The 19388-nt window shown below is 71.9% G+C and carries 14 protein-coding genes, 1 pseudogene and 1 riboswitch; of the genes and pseudogenes, 10 read left to right on the top strand and 5 right to left on the bottom strand.

Annotated features, from left to right (window positions below):
* Nucleotide 1 precedes the first annotated feature (1 nt).
* From nuoL to recQ, 4 genes are all read left to right on the top strand, one after another.
* Nucleotides 2-1975 (top strand): NADH-quinone oxidoreductase subunit L, encoded by a 1974-nt coding sequence (nuoL, locus tag QC282_RS29735; protein ID WP_279552683.1) that lies wholly within the window; start codon nt 2-4, stop codon nt 1973-1975.
* Nucleotides 1976-1980: 5 nt separating this feature from the next.
* The gene (locus QC282_RS29730) at nt 1981-3552 is read left to right on the top strand and encodes an NADH-quinone oxidoreductase subunit M (RefSeq protein ID WP_279552682.1); all 1572 of its coding nucleotides are present in this window, start codon (nt 1981-1983) and stop codon (nt 3550-3552) included.
* A complete protein-coding gene (nuoN, locus tag QC282_RS29725; RefSeq protein WP_279552681.1) occupies nt 3549-5198 on the top strand; it encodes an NADH-quinone oxidoreductase subunit NuoN in 1650 nt (549 codons plus the stop codon). Before QC282_RS29730 ends, nuoN begins: the two co-directional genes overlap by 4 nt.
* 315 nt (nt 5199-5513) lie before the next feature.
* Complete coding sequence (gene recQ, locus QC282_RS29720) at nt 5514-7574, top strand: DNA helicase RecQ (protein WP_279552680.1); 2061 nt, start codon at nt 5514-5516, stop codon at nt 7572-7574.
* 59 nt (nt 7575-7633) lie between these two features.
* Here recQ and QC282_RS29715 read toward each other — a convergent pair whose 3' ends face one another.
* Together QC282_RS29715 and fahA are read right to left on the bottom strand one after the other, a co-directional pair.
* Nucleotides 7634-8572 (bottom strand): M56 family metallopeptidase, encoded by a 939-nt coding sequence (locus tag QC282_RS29715; RefSeq protein ID WP_279552679.1) that lies wholly within the window; start codon nt 8570-8572, stop codon nt 7634-7636.
* Nucleotides 8573-8832: 260 nt separating this feature from the next.
* The gene (gene fahA / locus QC282_RS29710; RefSeq protein WP_279552678.1) at nt 8833-10044 is read right to left on the bottom strand and encodes a fumarylacetoacetase; all 1212 of its coding nucleotides are present in this window, start codon (nt 10042-10044) and stop codon (nt 8833-8835) included.
* A gap of 347 nt (nt 10045-10391) precedes the next feature.
* On the opposite strand from fahA, the gene QC282_RS29705 reads away from it, so the two are divergent.
* Nucleotides 10392-11306, top strand: coding sequence for an HAD family hydrolase (locus QC282_RS29705; RefSeq protein WP_279552677.1), 915 nt, complete (start codon nt 10392-10394; stop codon nt 11304-11306).
* A gap of 129 nt (nt 11307-11435) precedes the next feature.
* Here the strand turns inward: QC282_RS29705 and QC282_RS29700 are convergent, their stop codons facing one another.
* Nucleotides 11436-11915, bottom strand: coding sequence for a transglycosylase SLT domain-containing protein (locus QC282_RS29700; protein ID WP_279552676.1), 480 nt, complete (start codon nt 11913-11915; stop codon nt 11436-11438).
* 4 nt (nt 11916-11919) lie between these two features.
* A riboswitch (cyclic di-AMP (ydaO/yuaA leader) is annotated at nt 11920-12089 on the bottom strand.
* A 615-nt stretch (nt 12090-12704) separates the two neighbouring features.
* On the opposite strand from QC282_RS29700, the gene QC282_RS29695 reads away from it, so the two are divergent.
* From QC282_RS29695 to QC282_RS29680, 4 genes are all read left to right on the top strand, one after another.
* The gene (locus QC282_RS29695) at nt 12705-13715 is read left to right on the top strand and encodes a polyprenyl synthetase family protein (protein WP_279552675.1); all 1011 of its coding nucleotides are present in this window, start codon (nt 12705-12707) and stop codon (nt 13713-13715) included.
* Nucleotides 13716-13968: 253 nt separating this feature from the next.
* On the top strand, nt 13969-15195 hold the full coding sequence (locus tag QC282_RS29690; protein ID WP_279552674.1) for a DUF2092 domain-containing protein: 1227 nt from the start codon (nt 13969-13971) through the stop codon (nt 15193-15195).
* 41 nt (nt 15196-15236) lie between these two features.
* On the top strand, nt 15237-16181 hold the full coding sequence (locus QC282_RS29685) for an ABC transporter ATP-binding protein (protein WP_279552673.1): 945 nt from the start codon (nt 15237-15239) through the stop codon (nt 16179-16181).
* Nucleotides 16168-17052 (top strand): ABC transporter permease, encoded by an 885-nt coding sequence (locus tag QC282_RS29680; RefSeq protein WP_279552672.1) that lies wholly within the window; start codon nt 16168-16170, stop codon nt 17050-17052. The genes QC282_RS29685 and QC282_RS29680 overlap by 14 nt, the downstream gene beginning before the upstream one ends.
* 90 nt (nt 17053-17142) lie before the next feature.
* On the opposite strand, the gene QC282_RS29675 is transcribed toward QC282_RS29680, so the two are convergent.
* Together QC282_RS29675 and QC282_RS29670 are read right to left on the bottom strand one after the other, a co-directional pair.
* The gene (locus QC282_RS29675; protein ID WP_279552671.1) at nt 17143-17724 is read right to left on the bottom strand and encodes a flavodoxin family protein; all 582 of its coding nucleotides are present in this window, start codon (nt 17722-17724) and stop codon (nt 17143-17145) included.
* A gap of 187 nt (nt 17725-17911) precedes the next feature.
* Nucleotides 17912-18418 carry a DUF6668 family protein gene (locus QC282_RS29670; RefSeq protein WP_279552670.1) on the bottom strand — a complete coding sequence of 169 codons (507 nt, stop codon included), beginning with the start codon at nt 18416-18418 and terminating at the stop codon, nt 17912-17914.
* A gap of 179 nt (nt 18419-18597) precedes the next feature.
* Here QC282_RS29670 and QC282_RS29665 point away from each other — a divergent pair.
* Nucleotides 18598-19388: pseudogene (locus QC282_RS29665) on the top strand (hypothetical protein); the annotation flags it as partial.

The raw sequence follows: 19388 nt of genomic DNA, 5'->3' as shown, positions 1-19388 counted from the left end.
CGTGACTAACGCTGAGAACCTGATCGCGCTGCTGGTGGCGGCGCCCCTGCTCGGAGCGGCGGTCCTGCTGTGCGGCGGACGCCGGCTGGACGCCGTAGGACACTGGATCGGCACGTTGCTGGCCGCCCTGTCCTTCGTCATCGGCCTGGTGCTCTTCGCCGACCTGCTCGGTGAGGACGCCGCCCACCGCACCCTGACGCAGCACGTGTTCAGCTGGATCCCGGTGGAGGGCTTCCAGGCCGACGTGGCCTTCCGCCTCGACCAGCTGTCGATGACGTTCGTCCTGCTGATCACGGGCGTCGGCTCGCTGATCCACCTTTATTCCATCGGTTACATGGAGCACGACGAGCGGCGCCGCCGCTTCTTCGGCTACCTGAACCTGTTCCTCGCGGCGATGCTGCTGCTCGTCCTCGCCGACAACTACCTGCTGCTGTACGTCGGCTGGGAGGGCGTCGGTCTCGCCTCCTACCTGCTCATCGGCTTCTGGCAGCACAAGCCCAGCGCCGCCACGGCCGCGAAGAAGGCCTTCCTCGTCAACCGCGTGGGTGACGTCGGCCTGTCCATCGCGATCATGCTGATGTTCACGACGTTCGGGACGTTCGCGTTCGGCCCGCTGCTCGGCACGCACGAGGAGCCGGGCCTGGCCGGGGACGCCACCGAGGGGCAGCTGACCGCGATCGCGCTGATGCTGCTGCTCGCGGCCTGCGGCAAGTCCGCGCAGGTGCCGCTGCAGTCCTGGCTCGGCGACGCGATGGAGGGCCCGACCCCGGTCTCGGCCCTCATCCACGCCGCGACGATGGTGACCGCGGGCGTCTACCTGATCGTGCGCTCCGCGGCCGTCTTCAACGGCGCCCCGGACGCGCAGCTCGTCGTCACCGTCGTCGGCGCGGTCACGCTGCTGTTCGGTGCGATCGTCGGTTGCGCGAAGGACGACATCAAGAAGGCGCTGGCCGGCTCGACCATGTCGCAGATCGGCTACATGGTGCTGGCCGCGGGCCTGGGCCCCATCGGCTACGTCTTCGCGATCATGCACCTGGTGACGCACGGCTTCTTCAAGGCGGGGCTGTTCCTCGGCGCCGGTTCGGTCATGCACGGCATGAACGACGAGGTCGACATGCGCCGCTACGGCGGTCTGCGCAAGTACATGCCGGTCACCTTCATCACCTTCGGCCTCGGATACCTCGCGATCATCGGCTTCCCGGGCCTGTCCGGCTTCTTCTCCAAGGACAAGATCATCGAGGCGGCGTTCGCGAAGGGCGGCACCGAGGGCTGGATCCTCGGCGCCTGCGCCCTGCTGGGCGCGGCCATCACCGCGTACTACATGACGCGCGTGATGCTGATGACGTTCTTCGGCGAGGAGCGCTGGCGCAACGCCCCGACGCCGTCCCCGGCCGAGCCCGACGTGGAGCCGGCCGCCGAGACGCGCGGCGCGTACGAGCCTCCGCACCCGCACGAGTCGCCGAAGGTCATGACGATCCCGATGATCGTGCTGGCCGTCGGTTCCGTGTTCGGCGGCGCGTTCTTCGGCATCGGCGACCGCTTCCTGCACTGGCTGGAGCCCGTCACCGGGCACGACCACGGCCACGCCCCGATCGGCGCCCTGACGGTCACGCTGTCCACGGTCGCCGTGATGGTGATCGGCGTCGCCCTCGCCTGGGCGCAGTACGGGCGCCGCCCCGTCCCGGCTGTCGCCCCGCGCGGATCGCTGCTCACCCGGGCCGCCCGGCGCGACCTGCTCCAGGACGACTTCAACCACGTCGTGCTGGTCCGCGGCGGGGAGCACCTCACGCGCTCCCTGGTGTACGTCGACCACACGCTGGTCGACGGGGTCGTCAACGGCACGGCGGCGTCGGTCGGCGGCCTGTCCGGCCGGATGCGCAGGCTGCAGAACGGCTTCGCGCGGTCCTACGCGGTCTCGATGTTCGGCGGTGCGGCGGTCCTCGTCGCCGCGACCCTGCTGATGAGGGCGGTCTGATACCGATGTCCTTTCCCCTGCTGACAGCGACGGCGGTGCTCCCGGCCGTCGGGGCCATCGCCACGGCCGCGGTACCGGCCGCGAAACGCACCGCCGCGAAGTGGCTGGCGCTGCTCGTCTCGCTCGCCACGCTCGTGCTGGCGATCGTCGTGCTGGTCCGCTTCGACCCGGACGGCGACCGCTACCAGCTCACCGAATCCCATTACTGGATCAAGGAATTCGGGGTCCGTTACGAACTGGGCGTGGACGGCATCGCGGTGGCGCTCATCGCGCTGACCGCCCTGCTGATCCCGTTCATCATCCTCGCGGGCTGGCACGACGCCGACCCGCTGGAGACGGGCAGCAAGCGGTGGCGGCCGACGCAGGGCTTCTTCGCCCTGATCCTGGCCGTCGAGGCGATGGTGATCATCTCCTTCGAGGCCACCGACGTCTTCCTCTTCTACATCTTCTTCGAAGCCATGCTCATCCCGATGTACTTCCTCATCGGCGGCTTCGGGGACCGTGCCCACGAGCACGGCGAGGAGGCGGCGTCGACCCAACGGTCGTACGCGGCGGTGAAGTTCCTCCTCTACAACCTGGCCGGCGGTCTGATCATGCTGGCCGCGGTGATCGGCCTGTACGTGGTCGCCGGGAACTTCTCGCTCACGGAGATCGCCGAGGCGCGGGCCAACGGCTCGCTGGACATGGCGACGAACACCGAGCGCTGGCTGTTCCTCGGCTTCTTCTTCGCCTTCGCGGTGAAGGCGCCGCTGTGGCCGCTGCACACCTGGCTGCCCAACGCCATGGGCGAGGCCACTGCCCCGGTCGCCGTGCTCATCACGGCGGTCGTCGACAAGGTCGGCACCTTCGCGATGCTGCGCTTCTGCCTCCAGCTGTTCCCGGAGGCCAGCAAGTGGGCGACGCCCGTGATCCTCGTGCTCGCCCTGGTCAGCATCATCTACGGCGCGCTGCTCGCGGTGGGCCAGCGGGACATCAAGCGGCTGGTGGCGTACGCGTCGATCTCGCACTTCGGCTTCATCATCATGGGCATCTTCGCGATGACCAGCCAGGGCCAGTCGGGCGCGACGCTGTACATGGTCAACCACGGCATCTCGACGGCCGCGCTGATGCTGGTGGCCGGCTTCCTGATCTCGCGGCGCGGCTCGCGGCTCATCGCCGACTACGGCGGAGTGCAGAAGGTCGCGCCGGTGCTCGCCGGCACGTTCCTGATCGGCGGTCTGGCGACGCTGTCGCTGCCCGGACTCGCGCCGTTCGTCAGTGAGTTCCTGGTCCTGGTCGGCACGTTCGCGCGCTACCCGGTGATCGGCATCATCGCCACCCTCGGCATCGTCCTCGCCGCGCTCTACACCCTCGTCCTGTACCAGCGGACGATGACGGGCCCGGTGAAGCCCGAGGTGGCCGCGATGCCGGACCTCAGGGTGCGCGAGCTGGTGGTGGTCGCCCCGCTGGTCGTGCTGCTGATCTTCCTGGGTGTCTATCCGAAGCCCTTGACGGACGTGGTCAATCCGGCGGTCGAGCAGACCATGTCGGACGTACAGAAGAAGGATCCCCAGCCCGAGGTGGAGGCGGCCAAGTGAGCGCATCAGCCGTCCACAGCCTGTGGACAACCGCGGCCGAGCCGATCTCGAAGATCGACGCGCCGAAGATCGAGTACGGACAGCTGGCACCGACCCTGATCGTCGTCGGAGCGGGTGTCGTCGGCGTGCTGGTCGAGGCGTTCGTCCCGCGCAAGGCCCGTTACCTCGTCCAGATGTTCGTGTCGGTCGTCGCGCTCGTCGCCGCGTTCGCCGCGGTGGTCGCGCTCGCGGCCGACGGGTACGGCACGACGAAGGCGCGCATCGCCGCGATGGGCGCGATCGCCGTCGACGGTCCGGCACTGTTCCTGCAGGGCACCATTCTGCTGGCCGGACTGGTGGGCCTGTTCACCTTCGCCGAGCGGCGGCTCGACCCGCTGGTGCACGGCAACCGCGTCGACTCGTTCGCCGCGCAGGCCGCGTCCGTGCCGGGCAGCGACAGCGAGAAGGCGGCAGTCAAGGCCGGGTTCACCACGACCGAGGTCTTCCCGCTGCTGCTGTTCGCCGTCGCCGGCATGCTGATCTTCCCGGCGGCGAACGACCTGCTGACGCTGTTCATCGCGCTGGAGGTGTTCTCGCTCCCGCTGTACCTGATGTGCGCGCTGGCCCGCCGCAAGCGGCTGATGTCGCAGGAGGCCGCGGTCAAGTACTTCCTGCTCGGCGCGTTCGCCTCGGCGTTCACGCTGTTCGGCATCGCGCTGCTGTACGGCTACGCGGGCTCGATGTCGTACGCGACGATCGCGCAGGTCGTCGACGGTTCCGTGCAGAACATCACGCCGGCGCTCGCCAACACCATGGGCAACGACGCGCTGCTGCTGATCGGCGCGGCGCTGCTGGTGATGGGTCTGCTGTTCAAGGTGGGCGCCGTGCCGTTCCACATGTGGACGCCGGACGTGTACCAGGGCGCCCCGACGCCGGTGACGGGCTTCATGGCGGCGGCGACCAAGGTCGCGGCCTTCGGCGCGCTGCTGCGGGTGCTGTACGTGGTGCTGCCCGGTCTGCGCTGGGACTGGCGGCCGGTGATGTGGGCCGTCGCGATCATCACGATGCTGGGCGGTGCGATCGTCGCGATCACGCAGACCGACATCAAGCGGCTGCTGGCGTACTCGTCGATCGCGCACGCGGGCTTCATCCTCGCCGGTGTCATCGCGATGACGCCCGACGGTGTGTCGTCGGTCCTCTTCTACCTGGCGGCGTACTCCTTCGTGACGATCGGCGCGTTCGCCGTGGTCACGCTGGTGCGGGACGCGGGCGGAGAGGCCACGCACCTGTCCAAGTGGGCCGGGCTGGGCCGCCGGTCGCCGCTGGTGGCGGCCGTGTTCGCGGTGTTCCTGCTGGCGTTCGCCGGCATTCCGCTGACGTCCGGTTTCTCGGGCAAGTTCGCCGTGTTCAAGGCGGCGGCGGAGGGCGGCGCGGCCCCGCTGGTCGTGGTCGGTGTGATCTCGTCGGCGGTCGCGGCGTTCTTCTACATCCGCGTGATCGTGCTGATGTTCTTCAGCGAGCCGAAGCCGGAGGGCCCGACGGTCGCGGTGCCGTCCCCGCTGACGATGACGGCGATCGGTGTGGGTGTGGCCGTCACGCTGGTCCTGGGTGTGGCTCCGCAGTACTTCCTGGACCTCGCCGGACAGGCGGGAGTGTTCGTGCGCTGACGCGACGCACGCCACGCGGACGGCTCGGCACCTGCTCGGGGGGTGCCGGGCCGTCCGCGTTCGCGGGTACCGCGCGCCGACGGGCCGCACCGACGGGCCGCACCGACGCGCCGCACCGACGCGCCGCACCGCCACGCCGCACCGCCACGCCGCACCGACGGGCCGGAGACCGATGGGCCGGAGACCGACGGGCGGACACCGACGGGTCACGAGATCGGGGCGGGCCTGTGGATAACTTCCGGGGCTGTCGGCGCGGACCCCTATCGTGGAGGCAGTGGTCGAGGGACCGCGTACGGGGGACGGGCGATGCATGGGATGGGCGGGACGGTTGTGACGACCGACGTGGACACGTCGAGGATGTACGACGCGAGCGAGGCGCTGGCCACGCTGCACCGGGTCTTCGGGTACGAGGCCTTCCGCGGCGAGCAGGAGGCCGTGATCGAGCACGTCGTGGCGGGCGGCGACGCCGTCGTGCTCATGCCGACCGGCGGCGGCAAGTCCCTGTGCTACCAGATCCCGGCCCTGGTCAGACCGGGCACCGGAGTCGTCGTCTCCCCGCTCATCGCGCTGATGCAGGACCAGGTGGACGCCCTGCGGGCGCTGGGCGTGCGCGCCGGGTTCATGAACTCGACGCAGGACTTCGACGAGCGGCGCATGGTCGAGGCCGAGTTCCTGGCCGGCGAGCTCGACCTCGTCTACCTCGCGCCGGAGCGGCTGCGGCTGGACGCCACCCTGGACCTGCTGTCGCGCGGCAAGATCTCCGTCTTCGCGATCGACGAGGCGCACTGCGTCTCCCAGTGGGGCCACGACTTCCGCCCCGACTACCTGTCGCTGTCGCTGCTCGGCGAGCGCTGGCCGGACGTCCCGCGCATCGCCCTGACGGCGACGGCCACGCACGCCACGCACCAGGAGATCACCCAGCGGCTGAACATGCCGCGGGCCCGCCACTTCGTGGCGAGCTTCGACCGGCCCAACATCCAGTACCGGATCGTGCCGAAGGCCGACCCCAAGAAGCAGCTGCTGGCCTTCCTGCGCGAGGAACACCCCGGCGACGCGGGCATCGTCTACTGCCTCTCGCGCAACTCGGTGGAGAAGACCGCCGAGTTCCTCACGCGCAACGGCGTCGAGGCGGTGCCGTACCACGCGGGGCTCGACGCGGGCACCCGTGCCGCGCACCAGTCCCGCTTCCTGCGGGAGGACGGGCTGGTGGTCGTGGCGACCATCGCCTTCGGCATGGGCATCGACAAGCCGGACGTCCGCTTCGTCGCCCACCTCGACCTGCCCAAGTCGGTCGAGGGCTACTACCAGGAGACGGGCCGCGCCGGCCGGGACGGACTCCCGTCGACGGCGTGGATGGCGTACGGGCTCAACGACGTCATCCAGCAGCGCAAGATGATCCAGTCCTCGGAGGGCGACGAGGCGTTCCGCCGACGGGCCGCCCAGCATCTGGACTCGATGCTCGCGCTGTGCGAGACGGTCCAGTGCCGCCGCGGCCAGCTCCTCGCCTACTTCGGCCAGGACCCCGACGCGCCGCGCTGCGGCAACTGCGACACCTGCCTCACCCCGCCCGAGACGTGGGACGGCACCGTGGCCGCGCAGAAGGTGCTGTCGACGGTGGTGCGGCTCAAGCGGGAGCGCGGACAGAAGTTCGGCGCCACACAGATCGTCGACATCCTGATGGGGCGGCGCACCGCCAAGGTGATCCAGTTCGACCACGACCAGTTGTCCGTGTTCGGCATCGGCGAGGAACTGACCGAGGCCGAATGGCGGGGCGTGGTACGGCAGTTGCTCGCCCAGGGGCTGCTCGCGGTCGAGGGCGAGTACGGCACGCTGGTGCTGACCGAGGCCAGCGGGGCCGTGCTGCGGCGGGAGCGGGAGGTGCCGCTGCGCAAGGAGCCGAAGAAGCCGGCCGGTTCACGCGGCACGACGCCCCGCGGCGAGCGCAGACCCAAGGCGGCGGCGGCCGAGCTGCAGGAGGAACTGCTCCCGGCGTTCGAGGCGCTGCGGGCCTGGCGCGCCGAACAGGCCAGGGAACAGGGCGTCCCGGCGTACGTCATCTTCCACGACGCCACGCTCCGGGAGATCGCCACGGTGTGGCCGGCGTCGGTCGCGGAGCTCGGCGGCATCAGCGGGATCGGCGAGAAGAAGCTGACGACGTACGGCGAGGATGTGATCGGGGTGCTGGCCTCGCTGGACGCGCCCGGCGCCGCGCCGGGCGGGACGGCGGCGGGCGCTGCCCCGGCGACGGCGGGCGGCCCGGCGGCAACGGCTCCGCCGGCCGGGCCCACCGCGGCGGTGGGCCCGTCGCACGACGGCGGTCCGCACGACTGGCCGGACACGCTGGAGGAACCGGACGAGCCGGAGGACTGGGGGTAATCCGGAGGACTGGGGGGTAGATCCGGTCACCCGGGCCGTCGGATGCGTGCCGTCGGCCGCTACGACAGCGCCGTCAGCCCGGGTGCGAAGGTGATCAGGAGGGGGAGGAGCGGGACGAGTGCCGCGAGCGCCGTGGTCAGGGCACGGTGCCTGCGGTCCAGGCGGGGCGAGGGCTCCAGCAGGCGGTTGACGCGCTCGCCGAGCAGGCGGTTGCTGGAGGCGCAGGACAGGACGCCACGGTGCTGGTTCAGTTCGATCAGGGCCAGGGCCGTGGTCAGGTGGCCGCAGCGCCGGGAGGCGGTGTCGTCGGCGGCCAGTTCGACGAGGCGGTGGGTCTGGTCGCAGAAGTGGGCGAACAGCGGCACCCGCGGGAAGCCGGTGGCCAGCGCGCTCGACAGGTGCAGCAGCCAGTCGTGCCGGGCGCGGGCGTGACCCCGTTCGTGGGTGAGGACGGCGTCGAGCTGGTGGTCGGTCAGGCGGTGCAGGGCACCGGTGGTGACGACCAACTGGGGTCGGCTGCCCGGCATCCACCAGGCGTCGGGGTACTCGTCCTCCAGGACCAGCAGGGGGCCGCGGGCCGGCGGCAGACCGGCGGGCAGTTCGGGGGCGCGCTCGCGCAGGTGCGCGCGGGCCCGTGCGCGGCGCCGGCGCGCCTCGACCAGCTCGCGGGCGAGCATCGCCGTCGTCCAGGCGGCGCCGCTCGCCAGCAGCACGAAGAGGGCGACGGCCCAGGCCGGCGCGGCCGACAGGTTGTAGGCGGCGGTCACCGCGGGCGGCGCGGGGGCGAACAACTGGGTGCGGACGGTGCCGAACACGGCGGCGGCGCCGAGCGCGAGGGCCGTCAGACAGCACAGCAGGACGGTGGCGACCAGGCACTGCCACACCCACAGCCCGACCACGGGTTCCCGCTCGGGCCAGGCGGCCCGGGTCAGTGCGCGCGGGACCGGCACGGCGGCGGTCAGGGCGACGACGCTCAGCAGGAGCAGGCAGACTGTCATGCCACGGGCTCCGGTTCATGGTCGGAAGAAGTGCGGCCTCGGGTCGTGCTGTTGGACCGGTGCGACGGTGACCGCGACGTCCTCGGCCCGCGTGGCTCGCCCGGACCCGCCTGCGCCGACCGCCGTGAACCGGCCGACGGCGCGGTGAGCACCGGGCGTGGCGTGCGTCCGTGCACACCGCCCGACGCCAGTATGACGGCGCCGGGCGGTGCGAGACAGGTGTCAGGAGCGATAGGCCGGGGAAGGCACCCCCGGAATATTCACTGCGCCACGATGCGCCCGGTGACCTCGCCCAGCCCGACGCGGACCCCGTCAGGACCCGGCGCCCAGGCGGTCATCGTCACCACGTCCCCGTCCTCCAGGAACGTCCGCTTGCCGTCGGGGAGTTCCAGCGGGTCGCGGCCGTTCCACGTCAGCTCCAGCAGCGAGCCGCGCTGCCCCTGCTCGGGACCGCTGACGGTGCCGGAGCCGTACAGGTCGCCGGTGCGCAGGGAGGCGCCGTTGACGGTCATGTGGGCCAGTTGCTGGGCGGCCGTCCAGTACATGGTGGAAAACGGCGGCTCGGAGACGGTGTGGCCGTTGATCGCGACGGAGATCCGCAGGTCGTAGCCGCCGGGTTCGTCGTCGGCGTCGTCCAGGTAGGGCAGCAGGTCGTGGGTGCGCCGCGGGGGCGCGACACGGGCCGCGTCCAGGGCGTCCAGCGGGGTGATCCACGCGGAGACCGAGGTGGCGAAGGACTTGCCGAGGAACGGGCCGAGCGGGACGTACTCCCAGGCCTGGATGTCCCGCGCGGACCAGTCGTTGAGCAGGCACAGCCCGAAGACGTGCTCGCGGAAGTCGCCGAGCGCGACCGGGCGGCCCAGCTCGGACGGCACGCCGACGACGAAGCCGACCTCCGCCTCGATGTCCAGGCGGACGGACGGCCCGAAGACCGGCGCCGGGTCGGTGGGCGCCTTGCGCTGGCCCGAGGGGCGTACGACGTCCGTGCCCGACACGACGACGGTGCCGGAGCGGCCGTGGTAACCGATGGGCAGGTGCTTCCAGTTGGGGGTGAGGGAGTCCTCGGCGTCGGGGCGGAAGATCTGGCCGACGTTCCGGGCGTGGTTCTCGGAGGCGTAGAAGTCGACGTAGTCCGCGACCTCGAAGGGCAGGTGCAGGGTCACGTCGGACAGCGGGTGGAACAGCGGCTCCAGGGTCTGTCGGTGCGAGGGGACTGTCACCCATGCCGTCAGCGCGCGCCGCACGTCCGACCAGGCGGTGCGGCCGGCGGCCAGCAGCGGGTTCAGGGTCGGCCGCGCGAGCAGGGAGGCGTACGGCGAACCGAGCGCGTGCGCCGCCGCGCCCGCGTCCAGGACGTGGTCGCCGAGCCGGACGCCCACGGTCCGCTCCTCGGAGCCGGGGAGCGAGAACACGCCGTACGGAAGGTTGTGCGGGCCGAAGGGGTCGCCCTCGGGTACATCGAACGGGGGCATGGGGTGCTGCCTCGCTTTCGTGTGCGCCAGGTGCTCCACGCGTCGTGGGACCGCGCCACACGTTACGGCCGGTCTGTCGGTCTTGGGCAGAGGCCACCGCACGTGCGGCGCGCGGCGGCATGCCGGTGCGAACCGCGGCACCCGCACCGGCGGTGCGGGTGGCACGTCGGTGCGCACGACCGCCAAGCCCTCGAAGCGGGGGGGGTCGGGTCCCGAACCGGGCGGGCCGGTGATCATCGGCGCTCAGAAACGGCTGGCGGCGCTCAGAAACGGCTGGTGGGAATCAGAAACGGCTGGTGGGGAAACCGCGGTGAGTCGACGGCGCGCGCGGTCCGTATTCTCTGATCATGCCCGCACCCCTCGCGTACTCACTGATCGCCACCGACCTGGACGGGACGCTTCTGCGTGGTGACGACACCTTCTCCGACCGGTCCCACGCCGCGCTCGCGCGGGCGGCGGAGGCCGGCGCCCGGCATCTCGTCGTGACCGGGCGCCCGGCACCCCGGGTGCGGCCGCTGCTCGCCGAGCTCGGCAGCACGGGCCTCGCGGTGTGCGGGCAGGGGGCGCAGGTGTACGACGCCGGCACGGACCGCCTGCTGTGGTCGGTCACCCTGGACCGGGAGCTGGCGGAGACGGCGCTCGGCAAGATCGAGGCCGAGGTGGGCGAGGTGTTCGCGGCCGTCGACCAGGACGGTGTGGACGGGCTCACGCTGATCGAGCCGGGCTATCTGATGCCGCACCCGACCCTGCCGGCGGTGCGGGTCGACCGGCGCGAGGAGCTGTGGCGGGCGCCGATCAGCAAGGTGCTGCTGCGCCACCCGGGCCTCACCGACGACGAGTTGGCGGCGACGGCGCGCGGAGCGATCGGCTCCCTGGCGACGGTGACCAGGTCGGGGCCGGGAACCGTGGAGCTCCAGCCGTGCGGCATCACGAAGGCGACCGGTCTGGCGCTGGCCGCCGAGCACCTGGGGCTGGGTCCGGACCGGACGATCGCCTTCGGGGACATGCCCAACGACATCCCGATGTTCGACTGGGCCGCGCACGGCGTCGCCATGGCCAACGCGCACCCCGAACTGAAGGCGGTCGCGGACGAGATCACGCTGTCGAACGAGGACGACGGTGTGGCCGCCGTCCTCGAGCGACTGTTTCCCACGCCCGGACCGGCACCGGAGCCCCGGTCGGCCCGGGAGTATCCGGCGGCACCGAGGAACCTGTCGGTACCGAAGCCCCGGTCGGAACCGCAACCCCGGCCGGCCTGCTAGGCACCCCGGGTCCGAGGAGGCCCCGGCCCGCTAGGCACCCCGGGTCCGAGGGCGTCCCGGCCCGCTAGGCAACCCAGGGCCGGGGACGTCCCGGCCCTGTAGGCATCCGGGGCCCGTGGACGCCCCGGCTCAGTACGCGCCGAAGACGTTGTCGATCGAGCCGTACCGCTGGGCCGCGTAGTTGCAGGCGGCGGTGATGTTCGCGACCGGGTCGTACGGGTCGAACGAGGTGCCCGGCACGTGGTACGCCCGGAAGGTCGGGTCGATGACCTGGAGCAGGCCCTTGGACGGCGTGCCGGCGGCGGCGTTGGAGTCCCAGTTGTTGATGGCGTACTGGTTGCCCGAGGACTCCCGCATGATGTTGCGGTAGATGCCGTCGTAGGAGCCGGGGATGCCGTGCTCCGCCATGACGGCGAGGGACTGGCGGATCCAGCCGTCGAGGTTGTCCGGGTACGTCGTCGCCGCGGCGGCAGCGGTCGGGGTGGCGGCGGAGGCGCTGGTCGCGCCGATCAGCGGGAGCGCGAGCACGGCGGCGCCGGTGCCGGCGACGGCGAGCTTGCGGACGAGGCTGCGGTTCCCGGCACGGCGGGACTGACCGAATGCAGGCATGACGAATTCCTCTCCTACGCCTGCGAGGTGAGCTGTCGGGTTCGGGCGGGAGGTGCCCGGCCGGGCCCTGACGGGCACGGCTTCACCCCGAGCCGTTCCGGTTCGGTGACCGGCCCGGCGTCTTACCTGGGTCCCCCGCTCCTGCCGTGCGAGTGGGTTCGTCGTTGGTGGTGCGGGCGGTGGCAGGACTCGGCGTCCGCCCGACAGGCCGGGAACGTATGCGAGGGCACTTGTCGGGAACAAGTGGCGGGATCACAGAACGTCCCGGTTGACCTTGGAACGGCGCTTATGGGGTGCTTGATCCTTCGCGGTCGCCGAGGCCCAACTCGCTTGCGCGGGGCGGGGAGCCGGACGCCGGGGAGTGGGTTGCCGGGCCCGGGGAACGCGTGACTCAACTCACGGACGTCATCCTCGAAGGGCATGTAGGACTAAGGGGAATTGGTGCTTCAAGCGCGGCAAATCGGGCGCGAGCGACTGCGTGTGTGTGCGTGTGCGTGGGTGGCGAAACGGTGGCGGAGGCTCTGGTAGAACCGGGCATGTGCCCTGGAAGGTGCTTCGCTGAGCGATTCGTAGCCATCAGCGTCGATTCTCGTCGAGTCGTACATATCGGCCATGTCAGTACGTATCGAGTGATCGAGAATATGGGAGTCGTGATCCGATACCTGACGGCCTGGACGGGTGGGCGCTGGCGGTGATCGAAACGTGACCGGATACGCTGACTTGAGTGATGGCAGCGACCTATCGACAAACGGGTAATCGCCAGTAGGCACCAGCAGACAGGAGACCTTCGTGACCGTCGTCGGGCCGTTCGGGCTGAGCGTGCGGGACCAGGCTCTGGAGGCCGATGTCCAGGCCGGTTTGTCGGCTGTCGAAGAAGGGTTGCTTGAGGCAACCAAGAGCGAGGTGCCGTTCATCACCGAGGCCGCCCAGCACCTGGTGCGGGCGGGAGGCAAGCGGTTCCGCCCGCTGCTCGTGATGCTCGCCGCGCAGTTCGGCGACCCGTACGCGCCCGGGATCGTGCCGTCCGCCGTCGTCGTCGAGCTGACCCACCTGGCCACGCTGTACCACGACGACGTGATGGACGAGGCCGACGTGCGGCGCGGGGTGCCCAGCGCGAACACCCGCTGGGGCAACTCCGTGGCCGTCCTCACCGGCGACTTCCTGTTCGCCCGCGCCTCGCAGATCCTCGCCGACCTCGGGCCCGAGGCGGTGCGGGTGCAGGCCCTCGCGTTCGAGCGGCTGGTCACCGGACAGATCCTGGAGACCGCCGGCCCGCAGGACGGTCGAGACCCGGTCGAGCACTACTTGGACGTGCTGGGCGGCAAGACGGGCTCCCTGGTGGCGGTGTCGTGCCGGTTCGGCGCGATGATGTCCGGCGCCGACGAGCGGGTCGTGGACGTCCTGACCCAGTACGGCGAGCGGCTCGGCGTCGCCTTCCAGCTCGCGGACGACGTGCTCGACATCGCGTCCGAGTCGGCCGAGTCCGGCAAGACGCCGGGTACCGACCTGCGCGAGGGCATCGCGACGCTGCCGGTGCTGCGGCTGCGGGAGCGGGCGGCGCGGCTGGGCCTCGCCGAGGACCTCGCGCTGTGCGAGCTGCTGGACTCCGACCTGAGCGACGACGCGCGCCACCAGCGGGCACTGACGGCGCTGCGGTCGCACCCGGCGCTGGAGCAGGCCCGGCGGGACACCGTCCGGTACGCGGAGGAGGCCCGCGCGGCGCTGGCCCCGCTGCGGGAGTGCGACGCGAAGACGGCGCTGATGCAACTGTGCGACGCGGTGGTGCACCGGGCGGGCTGACCTGCCGTCGCTCGCCCGACCCCTACTGGTCGGGGGAGCCGTGGGGCCCTCGTGTCATACCCCAGGTGTACATGGACTTGGGTCCCCGGGTTGACGCAACTCGGCGGCCGATTTGGTCAGATGGATGCCACGGACAACACCAGTCCTCACCGATTCGGGTGAGAATGGCGGCTCGGGGTGGGACCGGCGCGAGTACACGAGACGCGGGGACACGAGAAGGACAGCCGCCGCCGACGACGGAGGTAAGGCACACATGGCACCGTACGCATCCGACGACACCACGACCACGGGGGACGCCGACGGCCCGCGCACCGGCCGGCGCAGGGCCGCGCGGTACGTCGTCCCGGTCGCGGTGATGGGGGTGGCGGCCGCGACCATCGGGCTCGTTCCCGCGCTCGCCGACTCCGGTGACCCCGACCTCCCGGAGATCACCGCCCAGCAGCTGATCGAGAAGATCGCGAAGTCGGACGTGCAGCAGCTGTCCGGCACCGTCAAGATCAGCACGGACCTGGGGCTGCCCGACCTCGGCGGGCTGGAGAGCGGCCTGCTGTCGGGCGCCGGCCGGCAGGACGGCGGGAGCGGTTCGTCCGCCGACCCGTCCGCCCGGCTCACCGAGCTGGCCAACGGCACGCACACGCTGCGCGTCGCCGCCGACGGCCCGGACCGGCAGAAGCTGTCCCTGCTGGAGAACGCGGCCGAGTACAGCCTCATCCACAACGGCAAGGACGTCTGGGGCTACGACAGCGAGTCCAACGAGGTCTACCACTCCACCGCCGGGGACACCGACCGCGGCCAGCGCGAGGACGAGGTCCCGGCCACGCCGAAGGAGTTCGCCGAGCAGGCCCTGAAGGCCGTCGACGACACCACGTCCGTGACCGTCGACGGCACCGCCCAGGTCGCCGGCCGGGACGCGTACAAGCTGCTGATCAAGCCGAAGCAGTCCGGTTCCACGGTCGGCGCCGTCAGCGTCGCGGTGGACGCGAAGACCGGTATGCCGCTGAAGTTCACGCTGACCCCGGCCTCCGGCGGCGCCGCCGTCGTGGACGCGGGCTTCACCAAGGTCAGCTTCGCCAGGCCGGCCGCGTCGACCTTCGACTTCACGCCGCCCAAGGGCGCCAAGGTCACCGAGGGGGAAGAGGCCGCCGGGCACGCCCCCGAAGCGGCGCCCGAGCTGAAGGGGAAGGCCGGCAAGGAACTCGGCAAGGAACTCGACGGGCTGAAGGTCATCGGCGAGGGCTGGAACACCGTCGCCACCTTCGACACCGGCGGCCAGGGCCTGCCGACCGGCTCCGAGGCGGGTGAGCTCGGCGCGTTCGGCGGCTTCCTGGACTCGCTCGGCGACAAGGTGAACGGCAGGTTCGGCTCGGGCACGGTCTTCACGACCCGCCTGGTCAACGCCCTGATCACCGACGACGGCAAGGTCTACGCGGGCGCCGTCACGAAGGACGCCCTCGTGAAGGCGGCGAACGCGGGGCGGTAAGTCCCGTACGCACAGGGCGCGGTGGGGGATCGAGGGAGCCGATGGGTGACACGGACGGCGGCGTCATCGACACCCGCGCGCTCACCAAGCGCTACCGCGGCGGACAGCTCGCCGTGGACGGTCTCGACCTGACCGTCCCGGCGGGCAGCGTCTTCGGCTTCCTCGGCCCGAACGGCTCCGGCAAGACCACCACCATCCGCATGCTGATGGGCCTCGTCGAGCCGACCTCCGGCACCGCGCGCGTCCTCGGGCAGCCCATGCCCCGGGCCGCGCGCTCCGTGCTGCCGCACGTCGGCGCCCTCATCGAGGGGCCCGCGCTGTACGGCTTCCTCTCCGGCCGCGACAACCTGATCCGTCACGACGCCGCCGACCCGACCGCCGACCCCCGCACCCGGCGGGCCCGCGTCGCGACGGCGCTGGACCGGGTGGGGCTCGCGGCGGCGGCCGGCAAGAAGGCGAAGGCCTACTCGCTCGGCATGAAGCAGCGGCTGGGACTGGCCGCCGCGCTGCTCCGGCCGCGCCGGCTGCTGGTCCTGGACGAGCCGACCAACGGGCTCGACCCGCAGGGCATGCGGGAAATCCGCGCACTGGTGAGGGAGTTGGCCTCGGACGGCACGACCGTGTTCCTCTCCTCGCACCTGCTGGACGAGATCGAGCAGGTGTGCACGCACGCCGCCGTGATGGCGCGGGGCCGCCTCCTCACCCAGGGCCCGGTCGCCGACCTGGCCGCCGGGGCGCGCGGGCGGCTGGCGGTGACCACCCCGGACACCGCCGACGCGGCCCGGGTGCTGAAGGAGCAGGGCGTCGGCGACGTCGTGGTCGCCGACGACCGGGTGACCGGCGAGGTGCCGGAGCGCGACCTCGCCGAGGTGAACGTCGCGCTGGTGACGGCCGGCGTCCGGGTCCGCGGCTTTTGCGTCGAAAGGCCCTCCCTGGAGGACGCGTTCGTGGCGCTGACGGGGGAGGGCTTCGATGTCGCGCGCTGACACGGCCGCCGGGGAGAGCCGTCCGGTGCGCGCGGTGTGGACGTTCGGGCTGCTGCGCAACGAGCTGGCGACGACCTTCCGGCGCTGGCGCACGCTCGCGCTGCTGGGCGTGCTGGCCGCCGTGCCGGTGCTGATCGGGGTCGCCGTCGAGATCGAGACGGGTGACGGGTCGGCGGGCGGCGCCGGGGGAGGCGGCGAGGGACCGGCGTTCATCTCGCAGATCACCAACAACGGTCTGTTCCTCGTCTTCAGCGCGCTGGCCGCGACGCTGCCGTTCTTCCTGCCGATGGCGGTCGGTGTCGTCGCGGGCGACGCCGTCGCCGGCGAGGCGGGCGCGGGCACCCTGCGCTATCTGCTGGTCGCCCCCGCCGGCCGCACCCGCCTGCTGCTCACCAAGTACGCCGCGGTCCTCGCCTTCTGCCTGGCGGCCACCCTCGTCGTCGCGGTGTCCGCGCTGGCCGTCGGGGCGCTGCTGTTCCCGCTCGGCGATCTCACGACGATCTCGGGGACGCGGATCGGTTTCGCCGACGGCCTGGTCAGGGCGCTGCTGATCGCCCTGGTCGTCGCCGCGTCACTGACCGGCGTCGCGGCGCTCGGCCTGTTCGTCTCCACGCTGACCAACAGCGGCGTCGCGGCGATGGCGACGACCGTGGGGCTGCTGATCACCGTGCAGATCCTCGACCAGATCCCGCAGCTCCACGCCGTCCACCCCTACCTCTTCCCGCACTACTGGCTGTCCTTCGCCGACCTCATGCGCGAGCCGGTCCACTGGGACGACCTGCGGAGGAACCTCGGCCTTCAAGGGCTGTACGCGGCGGTGTTCGGGTCGGCGGCGTGGGCATGGCTGGCGGCGAAGGACATCACGACCTAGGCCGGGTCCGTGACGTGGCCGGCGTCGTCGCCCGGAGCGCGGCGGGCGCCGCTTCGCGGACACGCCCCGGGGCCTGCCCCCCGCGAGCCGTCAGCTCTCGTAGGGGAAGCGGGCGAGGGGCGGGTCCTGGGCGAAGAACGTCTTGGCGCGCGTCAGGGCCTCCGTGTCCCTCAGGACGTCGCCCGGCCTGCTGCCGTTGCCGAGCAGGACGCCGCCGAAGCGCATGCCCAGGTAGGCCGCCGAGTTGTTCAGGGTGCCGGCCAGCGGATCTGCGACCTCCTGTTCCTCGTGCGCGAGCGCGGTGACGCCCCACAGCGTGCGGCCCGCCATCGTGGCCTTGAAGTCGAGGCCGGGGGTGCGCAGCCAGCCCGACCAGTGGTCGAGGTAGCGCTTGGTGTGCGCGGACACGGAGTACCAGTACAGCGGCGAGGCGATGACGAGGTCCGTCGCCGCGAGCGTGGCGTCGAGCAGCAGCGCGACGTTGCCCTCGGTGGGGCGGACGTGGTCGCTGTCGTGCCGCAGGTCCTCGAAGTCGGGCAGGGGGTGCTCGGCGAGGTCGATCCACTGCTGCTCGACGCCGCCCGGGAGCTGTTCGGCGGCGGCGCGGGCGAGCAGTTCGGTGTTGCCGTCGCTGCGGCTGCTGCCCAGCACGAAGAGGAAACGGCGGGTCATGAGGTCCCCCAAATGATCGGCGTGCATCAATAATGCGCATCTGCATCATATGCGTGTGCATGAAATACCTCAAGGGGTGGCGGAGGGCGGGTGGGGCGGGGGTGGAGGACCTGGGGGGGGGGCGGACGGGTTCTGCCCGTAGACGCGGACGGTGGGTCGCGGCGGTCAGCTCTCGGTCAGCGCTTGGTCAGCGCACCGCTCCTGTCAGCCGGGCCAGCGCCTCCGTCTCGCGCGGGCGCGCGCCGCTGACGTCGCCGAGGCGCCAGGCCGGGACCCACGGGACGCGGTGGACGTCGACGGCCGACTCGATGGTCCGCACGCGCTGCGCGAGCGGGCGCGGCAGCCGGCCCGGCGCGTCCGCGACGAGGACGACGGCGTCCAGGTCGAGCCCCGGAGGCGTCTGCCCGCGGCGGAACGCCTCCACCGCGCGTACGGCGCTCTCCAGTCCGGTGGCGTGCGTGCGGGCGACGAGCAGTACCGAGGAGGGGTCGTCGGGGCCGGGCCAGGCGTGCCCGCAGTCGTGGCCGCCGTAGACCGCGGCGAGCGTCGTCGCGCCGGCACCGCCGTGCGTGGCGACCCACGAGAAGCGCCGTGCCGTGGCGGACGCGCGGGCCTCGGTGGGCGGTGCCGGCTCGGGTGCGGGCACCGGTCCGCGGATCCAGCTCTCCGGCCCTGGTCGCATGCCTGTCTGCATGCCCGGTCTTCTCCCTCGTCACGCGGATTTCATGCCACCCGGCCCGGCCCGCGGCGCGGTCACGGCTTGGGACGAGCCTGTGACACCTCGGTGACGTGAGAATCGCGGGCGAACGGAGAGACTCGGGGACAGGTGTACGTACGACCGGCGACTCCCCGGCGCACCCGAATGAGGGGACGATGTCTCGACTCAGCCGCGAGAAGCGGGAACAGAAGCGTGGCGCGGACTCCGCGGCTCCGCAGGCCCCGATCGAGGTGCGCGTACCCGTGCCGGTCCCCGTGCGGGGAGCGGACGGGGACGTGGGCGCCGGGGACGCGGTGATCGGCGCGACGGTCGGCGGCGTTCCGCTCACCGCGGCCGACGACGAGAAGATCCAGCAGGCCGTCCTGGACCGCCTCCACCGCATCGCCCTCGCCTCCGGGCACCCGGTCCTGGCCACGATCCACGACGACCGCATGGGGTACGTCATCCCGCTGCGGGTCGACCTGGACGGCTCCAGCCACCTGACGGCGGACCCGGTGCCGGTGCCGGTGCCGGTTCCGGGGCCTTCGCCTTCGTCTGGGCCTGCGTCTGCGCCAGCTCCTGCGCCGGCGCCGGCGCAGGAGACGCGGCCCGCACCGCTGGCCCCGCCCGGGTCCGGGGCACCTGCCGCGTCCGGCGCCGAGCCGTCCCCGCCGCCCGTGACCCGCGACCGGCACACGCATGTCCTGCGGCCGGTTCCGGAGCCGGTGCGGGAGTCGGCCCCGACGTTCCGCATGCGGGCCGTGCCCGAGCCGGAGCCGACGGGGGAGCCCGGCACGGAGGCTTCACGCACCCGGTCGCCGGACGCACGCCACGGCGAGCCGCTGTCCTCCTCCGCTCCGCAGCGTGGCGAGTCGCTGTCCTCCTCCGCTCCGCAGCGTGGCGAGTCGCTGTCCTCCTCCGCTCCGCAGCGTGGCGAGTCGCTGTCCTCCTCCGCTCCGCAGCGTGG

It is taken from the genome of Streptomyces sp. DH24 (genome assembly GCF_029813775.1).
Lineage (GTDB): Bacteria > Actinomycetota > Actinomycetes > Streptomycetales > Streptomycetaceae > Streptomyces.
Note: the sequence above shows the minus strand (reverse complement) of the source record. Positions and strands in the feature narration are given on the sequence as shown.

Coding starts and splice junctions, on each gene's coding strand:
- QC282_RS29730 (WP_279552682.1), top strand. CDS start 1,981: ATGTCCTTTCCCCTGCTGACAGCGACGGCGGTGCTCCCGGCCGTCGGG.
- recQ (WP_279552680.1), top strand. CDS start 5,514: ATGGGCGGGACGGTTGTGACGACCGACGTGGACACGTCGAGGATGTAC.
- QC282_RS29715 (WP_279552679.1), bottom strand. CDS start 8,572: ATGACAGTCTGCCTGCTCCTGCTGAGCGTCGTCGCCCTGACCGCCGCC.
- fahA (WP_279552678.1), bottom strand. CDS start 10,044: ATGCCCCCGTTCGATGTACCCGAGGGCGACCCCTTCGGCCCGCACAAC.
- QC282_RS29705 (WP_279552677.1), top strand. CDS start 10,392: ATGCCCGCACCCCTCGCGTACTCACTGATCGCCACCGACCTGGACGGG.
- QC282_RS29700 (WP_279552676.1), bottom strand. CDS start 11,915: ATGCCTGCATTCGGTCAGTCCCGCCGTGCCGGGAACCGCAGCCTCGTC.
- QC282_RS29690 (WP_279552674.1), top strand. CDS start 13,969: ATGGCACCGTACGCATCCGACGACACCACGACCACGGGGGACGCCGAC.
- QC282_RS29685 (WP_279552673.1), top strand. CDS start 15,237: ATGGGTGACACGGACGGCGGCGTCATCGACACCCGCGCGCTCACCAAG.
- QC282_RS29680 (WP_279552672.1), top strand. CDS start 16,168: ATGTCGCGCGCTGACACGGCCGCCGGGGAGAGCCGTCCGGTGCGCGCG.
- QC282_RS29675 (WP_279552671.1), bottom strand. CDS start 17,724: ATGACCCGCCGTTTCCTCTTCGTGCTGGGCAGCAGCCGCAGCGACGGC.
- QC282_RS29670 (WP_279552670.1), bottom strand. CDS start 18,418: ATGCAGACAGGCATGCGACCAGGGCCGGAGAGCTGGATCCGCGGACCG.